Annotated in this window: 16 protein-coding genes and 1 pseudogene; 9 read left to right on the plus strand and 8 right to left on the minus strand. The window is 58.6% G+C overall.

The window, feature by feature from the left end; genetic code table 11:
• The 5 genes from TK42_RS27050 to TK42_RS25695 form a co-directional block, all read left to right on the plus strand.
• The coding region (locus tag TK42_RS27050) for a hypothetical protein (protein ID WP_218276557.1) at positions 1-214 on the plus strand (214 nt) is incomplete at its 5' end.
• Positions 211-1,098: a threonine/homoserine exporter RhtA gene (gene rhtA, locus TK42_RS25680; RefSeq protein WP_103735448.1), complete on the plus strand. Its 888-nt coding sequence runs from the start codon at positions 211-213 to the stop codon at positions 1,096-1,098. The genes TK42_RS27050 and rhtA, both read left to right, overlap by 4 nt.
• Before the next feature lie 162 nt (positions 1,099-1,260).
• A complete protein-coding gene (locus TK42_RS25685; protein WP_003190182.1) occupies positions 1,261-1,542 on the plus strand; it encodes a hypothetical protein in 282 nt (93 codons plus the stop codon).
• A gap of 108 nt (positions 1,543-1,650) precedes the next feature.
• The gene (locus tag TK42_RS25690) at positions 1,651-2,382 is read left to right on the plus strand and encodes an SDR family oxidoreductase (protein WP_032876930.1); all 732 of its coding nucleotides are present in this window, start codon (positions 1,651-1,653) and stop codon (positions 2,380-2,382) included.
• 35 nt (positions 2,383-2,417) lie between these two features.
• The gene (locus tag TK42_RS25695; protein ID WP_103735449.1) at positions 2,418-3,008 is read left to right on the plus strand and encodes a 2-hydroxychromene-2-carboxylate isomerase; all 591 of its coding nucleotides are present in this window, start codon (positions 2,418-2,420) and stop codon (positions 3,006-3,008) included.
• A gap of 37 nt (positions 3,009-3,045) precedes the next feature.
• Here TK42_RS25695 and TK42_RS25700 read toward each other — a convergent pair whose 3' ends face one another.
• From TK42_RS25700 to TK42_RS25710, 3 genes are all read right to left on the minus strand, one after another.
• A complete protein-coding gene (locus tag TK42_RS25700; RefSeq protein WP_078820807.1) occupies positions 3,046-4,854 on the minus strand; it encodes an aminopeptidase P family protein in 1,809 nt (602 codons plus the stop codon).
• Positions 4,855-4,903: 49 nt separating this feature from the next.
• Positions 4,904-6,064, minus strand: coding sequence for a cysteine desulfurase family protein (locus TK42_RS25705; RefSeq protein ID WP_078820806.1), 1,161 nt, complete (start codon positions 6,062-6,064; stop codon positions 4,904-4,906).
• A gap of 233 nt (positions 6,065-6,297) precedes the next feature.
• Positions 6,298-6,567, minus strand: coding sequence for a hypothetical protein (locus tag TK42_RS25710; RefSeq protein WP_032876941.1), 270 nt, complete (start codon positions 6,565-6,567; stop codon positions 6,298-6,300).
• Between the two features lie 380 nt (positions 6,568-6,947).
• Here TK42_RS25710 and TK42_RS27240 point away from each other — a divergent pair.
• Positions 6,948-7,031: pseudogene (locus TK42_RS27240) on the plus strand (hypothetical protein); the annotation flags it as partial.
• A 46-nt stretch (positions 7,032-7,077) separates the two neighbouring features.
• Positions 7,078-8,181: a sigma-54-dependent Fis family transcriptional regulator gene (locus tag TK42_RS25715; RefSeq protein ID WP_103735450.1), complete on the plus strand. Its 1,104-nt coding sequence runs from the start codon at positions 7,078-7,080 to the stop codon at positions 8,179-8,181.
• Here TK42_RS25715 and TK42_RS25720 read toward each other — a convergent pair.
• Positions 8,170-8,535: an antibiotic biosynthesis monooxygenase gene (locus tag TK42_RS25720; RefSeq protein ID WP_005786757.1), complete on the minus strand. Its 366-nt coding sequence runs from the start codon at positions 8,533-8,535 to the stop codon at positions 8,170-8,172. The two genes, TK42_RS25715 and TK42_RS25720, sit on opposite strands and share 12 nt — an antisense overlap.
• 100 nt (positions 8,536-8,635) lie before the next feature.
• On the opposite strand from TK42_RS25720, the gene soxR reads away from it, so the two are divergent.
• Positions 8,636-9,091: a redox-sensitive transcriptional activator SoxR gene (gene soxR / locus TK42_RS25725; protein WP_078820804.1), complete on the plus strand. Its 456-nt coding sequence runs from the start codon at positions 8,636-8,638 to the stop codon at positions 9,089-9,091.
• A 74-nt stretch (positions 9,092-9,165) separates the two neighbouring features.
• Positions 9,166-9,624 (plus strand): VOC family protein, encoded by a 459-nt coding sequence (locus TK42_RS25730; protein WP_032876949.1) that lies wholly within the window; start codon positions 9,166-9,168, stop codon positions 9,622-9,624.
• A 119-nt stretch (positions 9,625-9,743) separates the two neighbouring features.
• Here the strand turns inward: TK42_RS25730 and TK42_RS25735 are convergent, their stop codons facing one another.
• From TK42_RS25735 to TK42_RS25750, 4 genes are read right to left on the minus strand one after another with little or no spacing between them, the layout of a single operon-like run.
• The gene (locus tag TK42_RS25735; protein ID WP_005786751.1) at positions 9,744-10,976 is read right to left on the minus strand and encodes an MFS transporter; all 1,233 of its coding nucleotides are present in this window, start codon (positions 10,974-10,976) and stop codon (positions 9,744-9,746) included.
• Positions 10,973-11,689 carry a 2OG-Fe dioxygenase family protein gene (locus TK42_RS25740; RefSeq protein WP_103735451.1) on the minus strand — a complete coding sequence of 239 codons (717 nt, stop codon included), beginning with the start codon at positions 11,687-11,689 and terminating at the stop codon, positions 10,973-10,975. Before TK42_RS25740 ends, TK42_RS25735 begins: the two co-directional genes overlap by 4 nt.
• A gap of 4 nt (positions 11,690-11,693) precedes the next feature.
• The gene (locus TK42_RS25745) at positions 11,694-13,061 is read right to left on the minus strand and encodes an acetyl-CoA carboxylase biotin carboxylase subunit family protein (RefSeq protein WP_103735452.1); all 1,368 of its coding nucleotides are present in this window, start codon (positions 13,059-13,061) and stop codon (positions 11,694-11,696) included.
• Positions 13,058-14,194 carry a KamA family radical SAM protein gene (locus tag TK42_RS25750; RefSeq protein WP_248128368.1) on the minus strand — a complete coding sequence of 379 codons (1,137 nt, stop codon included), beginning with the start codon at positions 14,192-14,194 and terminating at the stop codon, positions 13,058-13,060. The genes TK42_RS25745 and TK42_RS25750 overlap by 4 nt, the downstream gene beginning before the upstream one ends.
• Positions 14,195-14,280 lie beyond the last annotated feature (86 nt).

Below are 14,280 nucleotides of genomic sequence, written 5' to 3' on the forward strand. Positions count from 1 at the left end.
GACTGCGCCGGAAGTGGGGCGAATTATAGGCTTCCAGAATCTGCCGTCAACTCTTAATTTGGGTTTTCTATTAAATCCGCGGCAAACTCAAGAATTACACTATATAGACAACCACTGCGTGCGATTTGAGCAATATATTGCTCATCGCTTGACAGTTAAGCATCATAGCGTCTTCTGCTTATTGACTACGACCTCAGAAGAGCCCTCTCAATGACCACTTCACCCCGCAGCCTGGCCTCGGCACTGTTTCCCGTAGGCCTGCTGTTGATCGCCATGGCCTCCATTCAATCCGGGGCATCATTGGCCAAGAGCATGTTTCCCGTTGTCGGCGCACAAGGCACCACCGCCCTGCGTTTGATTTTTGCCAGTGTGATCATGCTGCTCATATTGCGACCATGGCGCGCCAAGCTGACGGCCAAGTCACTGCGCACAGTGATCATCTACGGGATGGCGCTAGGTGGCATGAACTTCCTCTTCTATATGTCACTGCGCACTGTCCCCCTGGGAATTGCCGTAGCGCTCGAATTCACAGGCCCGCTTGCTGTAGCTATCTATGCCTCGCGCCGAGCTGTCGACTTCGTGTGGATTGCTCTGGCGATCATTGGCCTGCTTCTGTTGATTCCGACGGACAAGGCCAGTAGCGGCATTGATCTGATAGGGGCCGCTTACGCGCTGGGCGCCGGCGTATGCTGGGCGCTCTACATTTTGTTCGGCCAAAAGGCGGGAAATGACAATGGCGTCCAGACCGCCGCGCTCGGGGTAATGATTGCCGCCCTCTTCGTTGCACCGATCGGCATCGTGCATGCCGGCGCCGCGCTGCTGACGCCGGCACTGATCCCTGTCGCCATCGGCGTGGCGATTCTGTCCACTGCCCTGCCCTACACCCTTGAGATGGTCGCACTAACACGCCTTCCCGCCCGTACTTTCGGCACACTGATGAGTATCGAGCCGGCGTTCGGCGCCCTCTCCGGCCTGTTTTTCCTGCACGAGCATCTATCGCTCGCCCAGTGGCTGGCCATCACCTGCATTATCCTGGCCTCGGTCGGTGCCACTTTGACGATGCGCCACGAATCCAAACCACTGGTACCCGCCGACTGATCATCTTTAACCCCAGCTCTGGTATTTGCCGCTCATTTAGGCCATGTTTAGGCCGTAACCGAATGTCATTCATGGAGAATTTCGACACGGACTGCATGAACGCTTCGCTCGAGAGCGAGTAAAGCAGCCCTGTTCTTTGCAGGGCGGCTATTAAGGATGGGAATGAAACGAATTTTGATACTGTTGCTGGTTGTGGGCATCGCGGGGTGTGCCGCCACCACTAAAACAGAAGTGAAACGCGGTAAAAAAGGACTGCATATCAACTGTTCGGGCCTGTCCTCCTCCTGGGACCAGTGCTACACCAGTGCCGCCAATTCATGCGGCGCCAAGGGTTATCGAGTGATTGCCAAGTCCGGCGACAACTCCGAAGAGCCAGGGGACTATCCCTTCGGTCTCAACCCTGCCGGCTATACCAGCCGCAGCATGATCGTCATCTGCAAATAGCTGCCCGAGCAGTCTCCCTGACTGCTCATCTTAAATTTCCACACAGGCCAGGCCATTTACGACATGGCGACTAAACTCCTGCTCGATCATCGAGCCAATGGAGTTCCCATGACGCACAACAACAAAATCGTATTGGTGGTAGGCGCCGGTGACGCAACCGGCGGCGCCATAGCCAAGCGCTTTGCCCGAGAAGGTTACATCGCCTGCGTTACCCGTCGTAGTGCCGACAAACTGCAACCACTGGTAGACAGCATTCAATTGGCGGGCGGGCAAGCCCATGGCTTTGCCTGTGATGCACGTAAAGAAGAAGACGTGATCGCACTGGTAGAGCAAATCGAAACGGAGCTGGGGCCCATTGAAGCGTTCGTCTTCAACATCGGTGCGAACGTGCCTTGCAGCATTCTGGAAGAAACCGCACGCAAGTACTTCAAGATTTGGGAGATGGCGTGTTTCTCCGGCTTCTTGAACGCGCGCGAAGTCGCCAAGCGTATGGCCACCCGTAAACGCGGCACCATCCTGTTCACCGGCGCCACTGCCGGCTTGCGTGGGGCCGCGGGATTTGCCGCATTCGCCGGGGCCAAACATGGTATCCGCGCCCTGGCCCAAAGCATGGCGCGGGAATTAGGCCCGATGAACATCCACGTCGCCCATGTAGTAGTCGATGGCGCCATTGATACCGAGTTCATTCGCGAAAATTTCCCGCAAAAATATGCCCTCAAGGATCAGGACGGCCTCCTCAACCCTGACCACATCGCCGAAAACTACTGGTACCTGCACAGCCAGCCCCGGGACGCCTGGACGTTCGAGCTGGACCTGCGCCCCTGGAACGAACCCTGGTAACACGCCCCTATAACAATAAGCAGCGAGTATCGACCATGAGTAAAACCCTGGAATTTTTCTTTGATCTCGGTAGCCCCGCGACTTACCTGGCCTATACCCAACTACCGGCACTCTGCACCGAGACCGGCGCGCATCTGGTCTATCAACCGATGCTGTTGGGCGGCGTATTCAAGGCTACTGGCAACGCCTCACCGATCACTGTGCCGGCCAAGGGTCGCTACATGCTGGATGACTTGGCGCGCTACGCCAAACGCTACAATGTACCGCTCAGTTTCAACCCGCACTTTCCCATCAATACACTGGTACTGATGCGCGCAATCACCGGCATACAAATCCATGAGCCTGAGCGCTTCTCCGACTTTATCGACTGCCTGTTCCGCGCCCTCTGGGTGGAAGGCCGACACCTGGGCGATCCGGAGGTCGTGGCCCACGTGCTGACCGAGCATGGGTTCGACCCAGAGCAGGTATTGGCCCTGTCCAATGATGAAGCCGTCAAAAACGCGCTCAAGGACAAAACCGAACAAGCCGTTAAACGCGGCGTGTTCGGTGCCCCCAGCTTTTTTGTAGGCAATCAGCTGTTCTTTGGTCAGGACCGACTGGACTTCGTGCGCGAAGCCCTCAGCTAAATATCGCTTGCAGCCGGCGCAGGCCGGCTGCAGCCAATCAAATAGCTGTGGTACGCACCTGCAACCACTCAAGCGCCGCACCACTGAGCAGCGGGCTCAAGCGCTCACGCACCTCGGCGTGATAGGCGTTGAACCATTCGCGCTCATCCGCCGTCAGCAACGACGGTTCCAGGCAACGGGTGTCAATCGGGCACAAGGTCAGGGTTTCGAACTTGAGGAACTCCCCAAACTCGGTCTTGCCCGCTTCACGGTTCAACACCAGGTTTTCGATGCGTACACCCCAACGACCAGGGCGATAAGTCCCCGGCTCGATGGAAGTAATCATCCCAGGTTGCATCGCTGTTTGTGGCGCGGCAGCGGCCTGGTAGGCAATAACCTGCGGCCCCTCATGCACATTGAGGAAATAACCTACGCCATGACCTGTACCGTGACCGTAGTCCACCCCTTCGGCCCAGATCGGCGCACGGGCAATCGCATCCAGCAACGGTGAGAGAATACCTTTGGGGAAGTGTGCACGGGACAGGGCAATCACCCCCTTGAGTACCCGCGTGCAATCGCGCTTCTGCTCATCACTCGGGGTACCGATGGGCACCATCCGCGTGATGTCCGTGGTGCCGCCCAGGTACTGGCCACCGGAATCGATCAATAGCAAGCCATCGCCTTCGATCAGGGCATGCTCTTGTTCAGTCGCGTGGTAATGCGGCATGGCGCCGTTGGCGTTGAACGCAGCAATGGTGTTGAAGCTCAGCGACACATAGCCAGGGCGGCGGGTACGCGCCGCAGTCAAGTGTTCGTCGATCGTCAGTTCGGTAATGCGCTCGCGGCCCAGGGCGCTGTCGAGCCAGGCAAAAAATTCGCACAACGCAGCGCCATCCTGCTCCATGGCCTGACGAATATGTTCCGCGTCCGCCAGGCTCTTGCGGGATTTTGCGAGCGTAGTCGGGTTGAGTCCTTCAACCAGCTTGACGCCGGCATCGAGATTTTCCAGCAAGCCGGCCGTCACGCGTGCGGGGTCCACTTGCAAACTGGCCCCCGACGGTACGGCACGCAGTGCATCGGCCACTTCGCTGTAGTCGCGCAACGTCACGCCATCCTGCTCGAGCATCACCCGCAACTCGGCATCGACCTTGCCCAGCGCGACAAACAACGTAGCCTGCTGTTGGTTGATCAACGCAAAAGATACAAATACCGGGTTGAAGGACACATCACCGCCACGCAGGTTGAACAACCAGGCGATGTCGTCCAGCGTCGCGATGAAATGCCAATCGGCGCCCTTGTCTTTCAAGCTGGCGCGCAGTGCGGCGAGTTTCTCGCCACGGCTGACGGTGGCTTGAGGCGGCAGATGCTGGTAGATCGGCTGGTTTGGTAGCGTTGGGCGGTCTTGCCAGACTTCATCGAGCAGGTCGATATCAGTGCGCAAGCGGGCGCCGCGCTCGGCCAGCTTGCCCCCCAGAGTACGTGCCGAAGCCACGGCCATGACCGCACCGTCCACAGCCACTACGCCACCTTCAGGGGTTTGCTCGGCCAGCCATTCCAACGGCCCAGGCTGGCCCGGTTGCAGCTTTACCAACTCAATGCCACTGCCCTTGAGTTCCTTGGTCGCCTGCTCCCAGTAACGGCTATCGGCCCAGACCCCGGCAAAATCCGCCGTGACGATCAGTGTCCCCACCGAACCATGGAACCCCGACAACCATTGGCGCCCCTGCCAGTAGCCCGGCAAGTATTCGGACAAGTGCGGGTCAGCCGATGGCACCAGCAGGGCGTGAATGCCCTCGCGGCGCATCAGTTCACGGGTATGCGCCAGGCGCTGGGGAACCGTTCCATGGGTCAAAGGCTGCGTACTCATTGTGTCTCCTGCTAACCACGAATAATTGTTATATGTTGCCAATGATAAATCAGACCGCCCAAAACGCCGGGGCGCTGGCCAATGCTGCCTTGATCAACTGTGCGGCTTCGTCGATGTCCTGTTCGGTGGTAAACCGGCCCAGGCTCAAGCGAATGGTACGACCGGCGGTGCGAGCATCATGCCCCAGGGCCAGAAGCACATGGGACGGTGCGTTGCTTGCCGAATTGCACGCCGAAGTCGCGGAAAAGGCAATGCCCGCGCTCAGTGTGGCAGAGTTGAACTCACCCTCGCTGAACGTCAGGCTCAGGGTATGTGGAATACGCTGAGTTGGGCTGCCATTGAGGCGCAAGCCGGTAACTGACGTCAGGTGATCCAGCAGGCGCTGGCGCAACGCTGCAATCCGAGCCTTCTCATCAGCAAAGGACGCTGCCGCCAAGGCAAACGCCGTCCCCATGCCGGCAATCTGATGGGTCGCCAGGGTGCCAGAACGCAAGCCCCCTTCGTGTCCACCGCCATGAATCTGCGCCAGCACTTTCTGCTGCGCCAAAGGCCCGACATACAACGCGCCGATACCTTTGGGGCCGTACAGCTTGTGCGCGGAGAATGACATCAAATCCACCGGCCACAGGCCCAGGTCGATGGCTACCTTGCCAGCCCCTTGCGCCGCGTCCACATGAAACAACGCGCCATGCTCACGTACCCGCGCACCGATGGCCGGGATGTCATTCAGGGTGCCCAGCTCGTTATTGACCAGCATCAGCGAGACCAGGAAGGTGTCCTCGCGCAGGGCTTCGCTGACCGCTTCGACGCTGATCAAGCCGTCCGCATCCGGCACCAGGTAGGTCACCGCCACGCCGGCTTCCTGCAGTTGCCGCGCAGTATCCAGTGTGGCCTTGTGCTCGATCTGGCTGGTGATGATATGCCCACCCGCCACACCCCGGGCCTGGGTCACTCCCTTGAGCGCCAGGTTGTTGGACTCCGTGGCGCCGGAGGTCCAGACGATCTGCTCCGGCTGGGCGCCGACCAGTTCAGCGACCTGGCGACGCGCCTGTTCAACCGTGTGCCGGGCCGCCTGGCCGAATGCATGGGAACTGGACGCCGGGTTACCAAAATTGGCATTGAAGCCCAGGCACTCGACCATCACCTGGATAACCCGCTCATCCACCGGCGTGGTAGCGGCGTAGTCAAAATACAACGGACGTTTATTCATGACGTTAAAACTCGCAGAGCGTGCTCCCGAACGCAGCGTCTCGGGGGGGCATCGACCGGAACAGAGGTCGTCAGGTTTAACCGATCGAATGCCATTAAAGAAGGTAACTTTATTTAAATGTGCGTAGGAACGCTCCTGGAATTGAGCTTAACAGGCTGAAGTAGCTCCATGGCAAACAAAAAGCCCGAGGTTCCTTAAGGGAATCCTCGGGCTTTTTATCGCAAGAGGCCGGCTCAACTGGGGCGACCATGCAGGACTACGCTGCGCTCGGCGTTCATTTCACCCTGGCGATCAAAAGAGAAAGGCTTCTGTGGCTGGCCAAGCAACGCAGCGCGCTGCTGCTGATATTCGTCAAACGACAAGCCGCGACGGCTCAGCGCCTCCAGGGCCAATTGCCTGGTCTCCTCGGCGGTGTATGGACGCAATTCCGGGGCTGGATGGGACGCACATCCGGCAAGGACAGAGGTAACAAGTAGCAGCGAAACAGCGAGGAAACGGTTCATGGCGGCGGCTCTGCGAGAGGGGGTTCAAGTCAATGAACACAGGCTACTCCCGGTCCTTCTCGGTGAAAAATCATCGCCCGTGATAGTCGCTATCAACCGGCACGCCACCTTCAACAATCAGCTGCTAATATTCCTTAAAGATCTATAAATATGCAAACACATCCATTTACGGAATAAATCATTTTCTCTATAAATAGCTTCACACGTCAGCAACTGTGCAGTGGCAACAGCCAACCCCAAAACTGGGGTCAGACAACAACTCCCTTTCTCGGCAGCGAGCGCCATACCCATACAGATCAAAGCCTGAACCCGTTGGTACAGCCCTTGTTCAACCTACTTCACCTCTGTTGCTCAGTACCCGCCGTTAAAGGAGCTGTTAACTAGTGTTCCCGTTGCTGCCGCAGCTGTATGCCAGCCTGGCCGGGTACGGGGTTACCAGCCTGACGGGGCCGCTGGGGCATTGAGCCAGTACTTGCCGATCCCGACGTTCTACTCCTGAGAGAGGTGCCCATGCAGCTTTTGACCCTACCGCCCTCGCCCGCCCTTGCGACCTCGATCCGCGCCACGGCCCAGGTCTTCGAAGACCCCAAATCCCAGGCACTGCTCGACCATATCCAACAAGTGGCGCCCAGCGAAGCCAGCGTGCTGATCATCGGCGAGACCGGCACCGGCAAAGAGCTGGTGGCGCGGCATATCCACAACCTCAGCGCTCGGCGCAACCGGCCGTTCGTAGCGGTGAACTGCGGGGCGTTCTCTGAATCCCTGGTGGAAGCCGAGTTGTTCGGCCACGAGAAAGGCGCGTTTACCGGCGCCCTCAGCGCCAAGGCCGGCTGGTTCGAAGAGGCAGACGGCGGCACCTTGTTTCTCGATGAGATCGGCGACCTGCCGATGGCCATCCAGGTCAAACTGCTGCGGGTGTTGCAGGAGCGCGAAGTGGTGCGCCTGGGCTCACGCAAAAGCATACCTATTGATGTAAGAGTCCTGGCCGCCACCAACGTACAACTGGAAAAGGCCATCAACGCCGGGCATTTTCGCGAAGATCTGTACTACCGCCTCGATGTGGTCAGCCTGGAGCTGAGCCCGCTGCGCGAGCGCCCCGGCGATATCCTGCCGCTGACCCGCCACTTTATCCAAGCCTACAGCCAGCGTCTGGGCTACGTCCCGATCACCATCAGCAGCGAGGCCGAGCACAAACTCAAGCGCTACAGTTGGCCGGGCAATATTCGCGAGCTGGAAAACGTGATTCACCACACCTTGCTGATCTGCCGCAACGGCGTGATCGAGCGCGACGATCTGCGCCTGTCGAATATGCGCATCGAGCGCCAGGACGACAGCCAGCACGCCACCGACAACAGCGCCGAAGCCTTGCTTGCGCGGGCGTTTCAAAAGCTCTTCGAGGAACAGGCCGGCGCCCTGCATGAAAAAGTCGAGGACGCTTTATTACGCGCCGCTTACCGCTTCAGCCATTACAACCAAGTACACACCGCCAACCTGCTGGGCCTGAGCCGCAACGTTACGCGCACGCGCCTGATCAAGATCGGCGAGCTGGCGGTAAACAAACGCCGGCCCGGGCAAACGCTGCTGGGCGAACGGATGCTGCATTTATCCATTTAAGCGGCAGTGCAAAGCATCGTCCTGACTGCGCTCAAAACTGCGCAACACCTGGAATGATCCGAAGGTTACAGCCGTCGCTTGATGCGCGCGGATCAGTGTCCAGAAATCTTCGTCGCCGTGCTCGAAACGCTTGAAGGCTGCTTCTCCGTCCTCGCGGGATTGCCATTGCAGGTAATTGAGCACCCGCCGCCCATCATCGCTGACCTGCACACTGGCACTCAGAAAGCCACCATGGCTTGCCGCGAGGCGCTCGCTCTGGGTGGTCAAGGCCGCCACCAGGGCTGATTGCTGGCGGGGCTCGATCTGAAATTCGATCAATTGAGTGAAGCTGCGATTTTTCTCTGATACCTGCATGAGCACTCCCCTTTCTCTGTAGGCAGAATCTTGCGATTCGATGTCACGCAGGGTAAAACCTCTAGTTAAGTCGAGGTCAAGCACTGTTTGGGAGTCTTACATGCTCAGCAACGAACTCAGCGTCGGTCAGTTGGCCGCCCGCAGCGGCGTAGCGGTCACCGCCCTGCACTTCTACGAATCCAAAGGGCTGATCAAGAGCAATCGCAATGCCGGCAATCAACGGCGATATCCACGGGACGTACTGCGCCGGGTGGTGCTGATCAAAATTGCCCAACGCCTGGGCATTCCGCTGGCGACCATTGGCGAGGCATTGCGGGCCCTGCCCGATGGGCGCACACCGAACGCTCACGACTGGGAACGGCTGTCGGCCTTGTGGCGTCAAGATCTGGATGAGCGCATCAACAAGCTGACGCTGCTGCGCGACAAGCTCAATGGTTGTATCGGGTGCGGGTGCCTGTCGATGGAGGCGTGCCCGTTGCGCAATCACGATGACCAGTTGGGTGAGCGTGGCCCTGGTGCGCAACTGCTGGAGCCCACGCTTGATTCCGATCGGTAAAGCCGGTTGCGCAATGCAACGTGACCTATAGTGAAAAGGCTGTAACTCCATAACCACAATCAAAGGAGAACGTTATGAGCGTTAAACCTATTCCCGAGGGTTACCACGGCATTACTCCCTACCTGGGCATCAACGAGGCCGCAAAGGCGATAGATTTCTACAAAAAGGCCTTTGGCGCCTCGGTGTTCATGCGCCTGGACATGCCCGACGGCAGGGTCGGCCATGCGGAGCTGCGTATTGGCGAAGCGGTGATCATGCTGGGCACGCCCTGTGACGAAACGGCCCTGCGCAATCCCGACTCACATCCCAGTGTCGGTTTGCACCTGTATGTGAATGACGTGGACGCACAATTCAAACAGGCGGTTGATGCCGGCGCCAGCGTAGTGTCCGAGCCGCAGGATCAGTTCTATGGGGATCGCTCGGCGAGTGTGAAGGATCCGTTCGGTCACCTCTGGTTCCTGGCCACCCATAAGGAGGACCTGACCGAGGAGCAAATCCGCCAGCGTGCCATGCAGATGTTCAAGCAAAATTAACCCTGTGGGCGTGAGCTTGCTCGCGCCTGCAACACGCCACGCCTTGCCCCAGGTTCCAGCCGGCCAACACGCGTGGCCTGCTCCGGCAAGCTAAAGGCCTGTGTGGAGTCTGGAACACTTCAAGGGTTTGTCGATCTGACACCCCGGTACGCATTGCGCCCCAGCCATATCGTCATGACCAACAAGGCGGTCAATGGCAGCCCATGGAACAACACGATCACCTGGGCCGGCGTCCACGTCACATAGAACGGCCCGACCACCAGCATGCCCACGCCAAAACCGGCCATCTGGATCAGGGTCAAGAGGCTGAACAGCGGCAAGCGCAAGCTATCGGGCTCGCTTTGCGCACGGGAGATCAACGCCACCTCGGACAATCCATCGCCCAGCCCTGCCCACACCACCAGCAACAGCGCCAGCCACAGTTCGGTCTGCTGGAATGTCAGGATAAAGCCGCTGGACATCAACGCCACACCGAGCATGAACAAGCGCTCCATGCCTTGGGTGCCACGACCTTTCAACACTGCACTGGCGATGCGCGCGCCAACAAACTTGCCACAGGCCCACACGGCCAGCAGATAGCCCATGACCGTCTTGGCCGTGTCCGGTGAAATGTACTGCGACAGCACTGGCCAGCCGACGTTATGGGCCGCGCTGCCAAGGGTGTCGAGCATGCTGATCAGCAACATCGCGGCCAGCACCGGCGCACCGCGCAACCCCTTGGTCAGCTCGTGCCATTCGGCGGCCAGCCCGCGATGCGCGGCAACAGCAACGCTAAACAACGCGCGCAAGGGCAAGACCAGGCAAGCGGCAATCACATAGGTGCCGATGTTGACGGCAAACACCGCTTCAAATCCGCCCGTGGCGATCAGCAAGCCGGAGAGCAAACTGCCGAAGACCGCGCCGGTGGCGGCCGCCGAGGTGATCCATGCATTGGTATTCACCCGCTGCTCCAGCGCGACCCAGGTGGGCAACTGACTGTTGAGGCCAATGGCAAACAGCGAATTGCACAGGCCGATACCGAAGGCGATAAAGGGAAGAAGGGTGAGTTGATGGGCCGGTAACAACACCAGCAGCGGCGTCAGCAACAGCGCCCGGGCCAGGTCCAACCCCGCCAACGTCCCACGCCCGGCAAACCGCCGAAAAAACGGGATGCCAAACAGGCTGGCGACAATCCCGCCGGTGACCCGGCACGCCAGGAAAATGCTGACAAACACTACGCTCTGGCTGAGCCAGTACACATAAGTGGACAACGCCACCATGTTGAGGAACGCGCCAAAATCCGACACACCGCGAGCAAAGATGATCAGGCGAGCGTTGCGGGTCGACAGATTCAGTTGTTGATCGTGGCTCATGCAGGCTGTGCCTCCTCGACACTGCGCAGGCTTACCAAGAGCACATCGCGCCAGGCCGGTGCCGTCTCCACCCGCGGTCGCACCTCCCCGGCCCGATGGTAGAACCCACGGTCGTTGATCACGATAGTCTCCAGAAATTTCTCCATCGGCAGTTGCAGCAGCCGGCTGTGCTCCGTTTCGTCGGCAAACACCTCCGACACCACCGGCACCGTGTTGCATTCGCCAATAAAGTGCATGAACACCCAATCCAGGCCGTCCTGGTGAATCCCCGAAGTGGTCGGGCTGCTTGATGGCCCATCCGCCCGCACCCGGAACTGATGGATATCGATCGTATAAGTCTGTTCGCCCAGGTGCGGGGCAATCACTGCAAGGTCCGTCGCCAGCAGCTTCTGCATGAGTGGGTGCTCGATAAAGCCCTCCTCGCTATAGCTCAGGTGGTTCACGCCCTGGCGATAGTTCACCGCGTAGGTGACCGGCGATTTGAACGCCGTATTCCTGTCGATCTGCAATTGCCGTGACGGTAACAGACGATAGCGCAAGATGCGCCGTTCGCGGTGGGTGTAAGTCCTGAACGCCTCGTCGCGCACCAGGTTATCCCAATACGCGCGAAAGCTTTGCTCCTCACCCGGTTCAACTTTGACCAGTTCGCGAAAGTCCGGGCGATGACAGAAGTGATGTTCGCGCAAAAGCGCCGAAATCTGAGGGATGTCCATATCGCTATCCTGCAACCGGTGGATCGATGAGGATGCGCAGGTGTTGCTGCAACGCATCGTGCAAGGCATGAGCGTCGGCGGCATTGCCAACCTGGGCCCAGCATTTGAGCAAATAATGCTCCTCGATATCCGCGTCAATGTAGTGGCCGGGGTCCTGCGGGGCATATTCCAGCACCGAGCGGTGTTGGTCCAGGAACTGCAGGCCGTCAATGCCCCTGAAAAGGCCACTGTGCTGCGGATAAATCGCCAGCATCGCGTAGTGTTGCCCCGCCTCGGCGATCTTATGTGCGCCGGCCTCCAACTGTGCATTGATGCCCTTCTCGCCCAACAACAATCCCATGTACAACTGATAAGGATCGACACCGGCCAAGTCGCGGAACGCCGAGTTCACATACAGTCCGCCCAGGCGCGGGTTGATCTCGATGACCACCGGCCCTGCGTCCGTCATGCGAAACTCGAAATGCACCACAGCGTTGGTCAGGCCCACCGCGTGCAGGCAGTCCACCGCGTACTGGCGGATCTGCTCACACTGGGCCTGGCTGAACGACGTCGGCGGGGAAATCAGCAGGTTCTCAAGGACGGTGCCGCTGCGCTCGGTCAGTAGCAGTTTTTCATTGATCAGCAGCGGATGGACACGCTCGCCGGCAATCACACATTCCACACTGCCTTCGATGCCAGGAATATAACCTTCCAACAGAATGCTGCGCCCTGGCAGGTATTCACGCCGCAGCCCACCCTCAGGCGGCAGGGCGTGCGCACAGCCGTAGAAGTCCGCATAAGCGGCGGCGCCATGATCACTCACGAAATGCCGATAGTGGCTACGTAGCTCCTCCCAGTTCGAGCATTTTTTGATAAACGCCGAAGCCCCGCCAAAGGGCGGTTTGGCGATCAGTGGATAGCCCACGCGCTCGGCGCTTTGCTGGAGTTCCTGTTCGTTGTTGCACAGCACGAACGGTACCGAACGCAACTCATGCTGTTTCAACACGCGGCGCATCAAGAACTTGTTATTGCACGCCGCAATCGCCTCTGGGTGGCTGTAGACCAAGCCCAACCGCTGACACGCCTGCGCAACGATACAGCCCACCTCCCCTTGTGCGGACGGGTGCCCGGCCTGGCAGAAAATCCCCCGCACCTGATAACGCCCGTCCAACTGTCCGACCAACTCCAGGATGGACTGCTCACTGAGCGTTTCGAGCAGGAACACTTCGTCACTGTCGTCCCTGAGTCGTTGCAGGTGCTTGCGCCCCGCCACGGCGGCCGTCAAACACGCCAAGCCGTGGGCGCGGGCCACCGTGAAATGCGGTTCCCGGTAGCGGTAGCGAGCGCAAGCGCTGTCATCCACATCAATAAACAGAATCGCACCCTGTTTCATACCGCATCCTGCCAACTGCACCATTGGCCCTCCCAGTTGCGAAAACGGTAAGTACGCTGCCCATCGCGAACTTCAAAATGCGGTAAGTCTTCAGGTTTTTCAAAGTCCAACAACGGCACGGTGAACTTGCCTTGTGCGTGAGGAAGTACATATTCGGGCAGGGCAATATTGGATACGCGGCGTTTGAGCCGATCCATTATGACGATGGCTTGGCTGATCGAGGCCTTATACTCTGAAGCACCGGGTGAAAACGGCATGAAGTGATATAAGTAATAGGGCTTTACGCCCAGACGATAAAGATCAATGAATAATTTATGCAACGTCGCTTCATCATCATTCACGCCACGCAACAGCGGCATGTTAGAGAATACTATCGGCACCACGCCCTGAATCCGTTTAACCGCGAGGGCAAAATCAGCACTGAGTTCAAGCGGGTGGCAGACATGCACACCAAATGCATTGACTTTGTACTTGTGCAGCATCGCCACCAACTCATCGGTCACGCGAAACGGGTTGAAACTCAACGCCCGCGAATGAATGCGTATCAGCAGGTCATCACGAATGCCGCGCAATACGGCCAACATCTCCTCAAGCTTGCGGTCGGCCAGCATCAGTGGGTCACCGCCACTGAGAATCACCTCTTCAATCGCCGGGTTAGCGCGAATGTACTCCACCGAATCCTTGAACGAGTCGGTGTTGGCGTTAGCTTTGTCGGTGCCCACCTGCAGCGTGCGCAGCGCCTCGAAACAGAACTGGCAATAGGCATTGCAGGTGTTGGTGGTGCGCAGGATCACGCGGTTGTCGTACTTGTGCTGGCAGATGGGCGTCTTCATCTCATGATTGAGTTCCCAGTTTTCGGAACTGCCGTCGTAGTCGCCCTGCACCTGTTCGCTCCAATACGGTACTACCTGGCGCCACAGTGGGTGGTCCATCACCTCGCCGGTGGTGAGTGAACGCTTGATCAAATCAATGTAGTAAGGCGTGATCTGCATCTTGCGATCTTGCAAGTTGTGCTCGATATGCGCCGTTGTGGCCTCGCCCCATCCACCGCAGGCATTGCGCAGTGCAGGTTCATCGCGGATGGCATTCTTCTGCTGCCAACGCCAGTCTTGCCACTGAACTGAACGATGCATGGCTTGATCAAAAATCGACATGAGTTTGAACTCTCTGTTAAGGCATAGGGACGCGTACTTTTCCAGCGCAGGAAAAGTATTATTCG

It is taken from the genome of Pseudomonas sp. GZJR-8, from assembly GCF_002916705.1.
In the GTDB taxonomy this organism is placed as follows: domain Bacteria; phylum Pseudomonadota; class Gammaproteobacteria; order Pseudomonadales; family Pseudomonadaceae; genus Aquipseudomonas; species Aquipseudomonas synxantha_A.

Bases quoted from the DNA above. Each gene is read 5' to 3' on its own strand.
- TK42_RS25735 (WP_005786751.1), bottom strand. From the start codon at position 10,976: ATGAGCCACGATCAACAACTGAATCTGTCGACCCGCAACGCTCGCCTG.
- TK42_RS25715 (WP_103735450.1), top strand. From the start codon at position 7,078: ATGCAGCTTTTGACCCTACCGCCCTCGCCCGCCCTTGCGACCTCGATC.
- rhtA (WP_103735448.1), top strand. From the start codon at position 211: ATGACCACTTCACCCCGCAGCCTGGCCTCGGCACTGTTTCCCGTAGGC.
- TK42_RS25705 (WP_078820806.1), bottom strand. From the start codon at position 6,064: ATGAATAAACGTCCGTTGTATTTTGACTACGCCGCTACCACGCCGGTG.
- TK42_RS25685 (WP_003190182.1), top strand. From the start codon at position 1,261: ATGAAACGAATTTTGATACTGTTGCTGGTTGTGGGCATCGCGGGGTGT.
- TK42_RS25695 (WP_103735449.1), top strand. From the start codon at position 2,418: ATGAGTAAAACCCTGGAATTTTTCTTTGATCTCGGTAGCCCCGCGACT.
- TK42_RS25710 (WP_032876941.1), bottom strand. From the start codon at position 6,567: ATGAACCGTTTCCTCGCTGTTTCGCTGCTACTTGTTACCTCTGTCCTT.
- TK42_RS25745 (WP_103735452.1), bottom strand. From the start codon at position 13,061: ATGAAACAGGGTGCGATTCTGTTTATTGATGTGGATGACAGCGCTTGC.
- TK42_RS25720 (WP_005786757.1), bottom strand. From the start codon at position 8,535: ATGCAGGTATCAGAGAAAAATCGCAGCTTCACTCAATTGATCGAATTT.
- TK42_RS25750 (WP_248128368.1), bottom strand. From the start codon at position 14,194: ATGCATCGTTCAGTTCAGTGGCAAGACTGGCGTTGGCAGCAGAAGAAT.
- TK42_RS25740 (WP_103735451.1), bottom strand. From the start codon at position 11,689: ATGGACATCCCTCAGATTTCGGCGCTTTTGCGCGAACATCACTTCTGT.
- TK42_RS25730 (WP_032876949.1), top strand. From the start codon at position 9,166: ATGAGCGTTAAACCTATTCCCGAGGGTTACCACGGCATTACTCCCTAC.
- soxR (WP_078820804.1), top strand. From the start codon at position 8,636: ATGCTCAGCAACGAACTCAGCGTCGGTCAGTTGGCCGCCCGCAGCGGC.
- TK42_RS25700 (WP_078820807.1), bottom strand. From the start codon at position 4,854: ATGAGTACGCAGCCTTTGACCCATGGAACGGTTCCCCAGCGCCTGGCG.
- TK42_RS25690 (WP_032876930.1), top strand. From the start codon at position 1,651: ATGACGCACAACAACAAAATCGTATTGGTGGTAGGCGCCGGTGACGCA.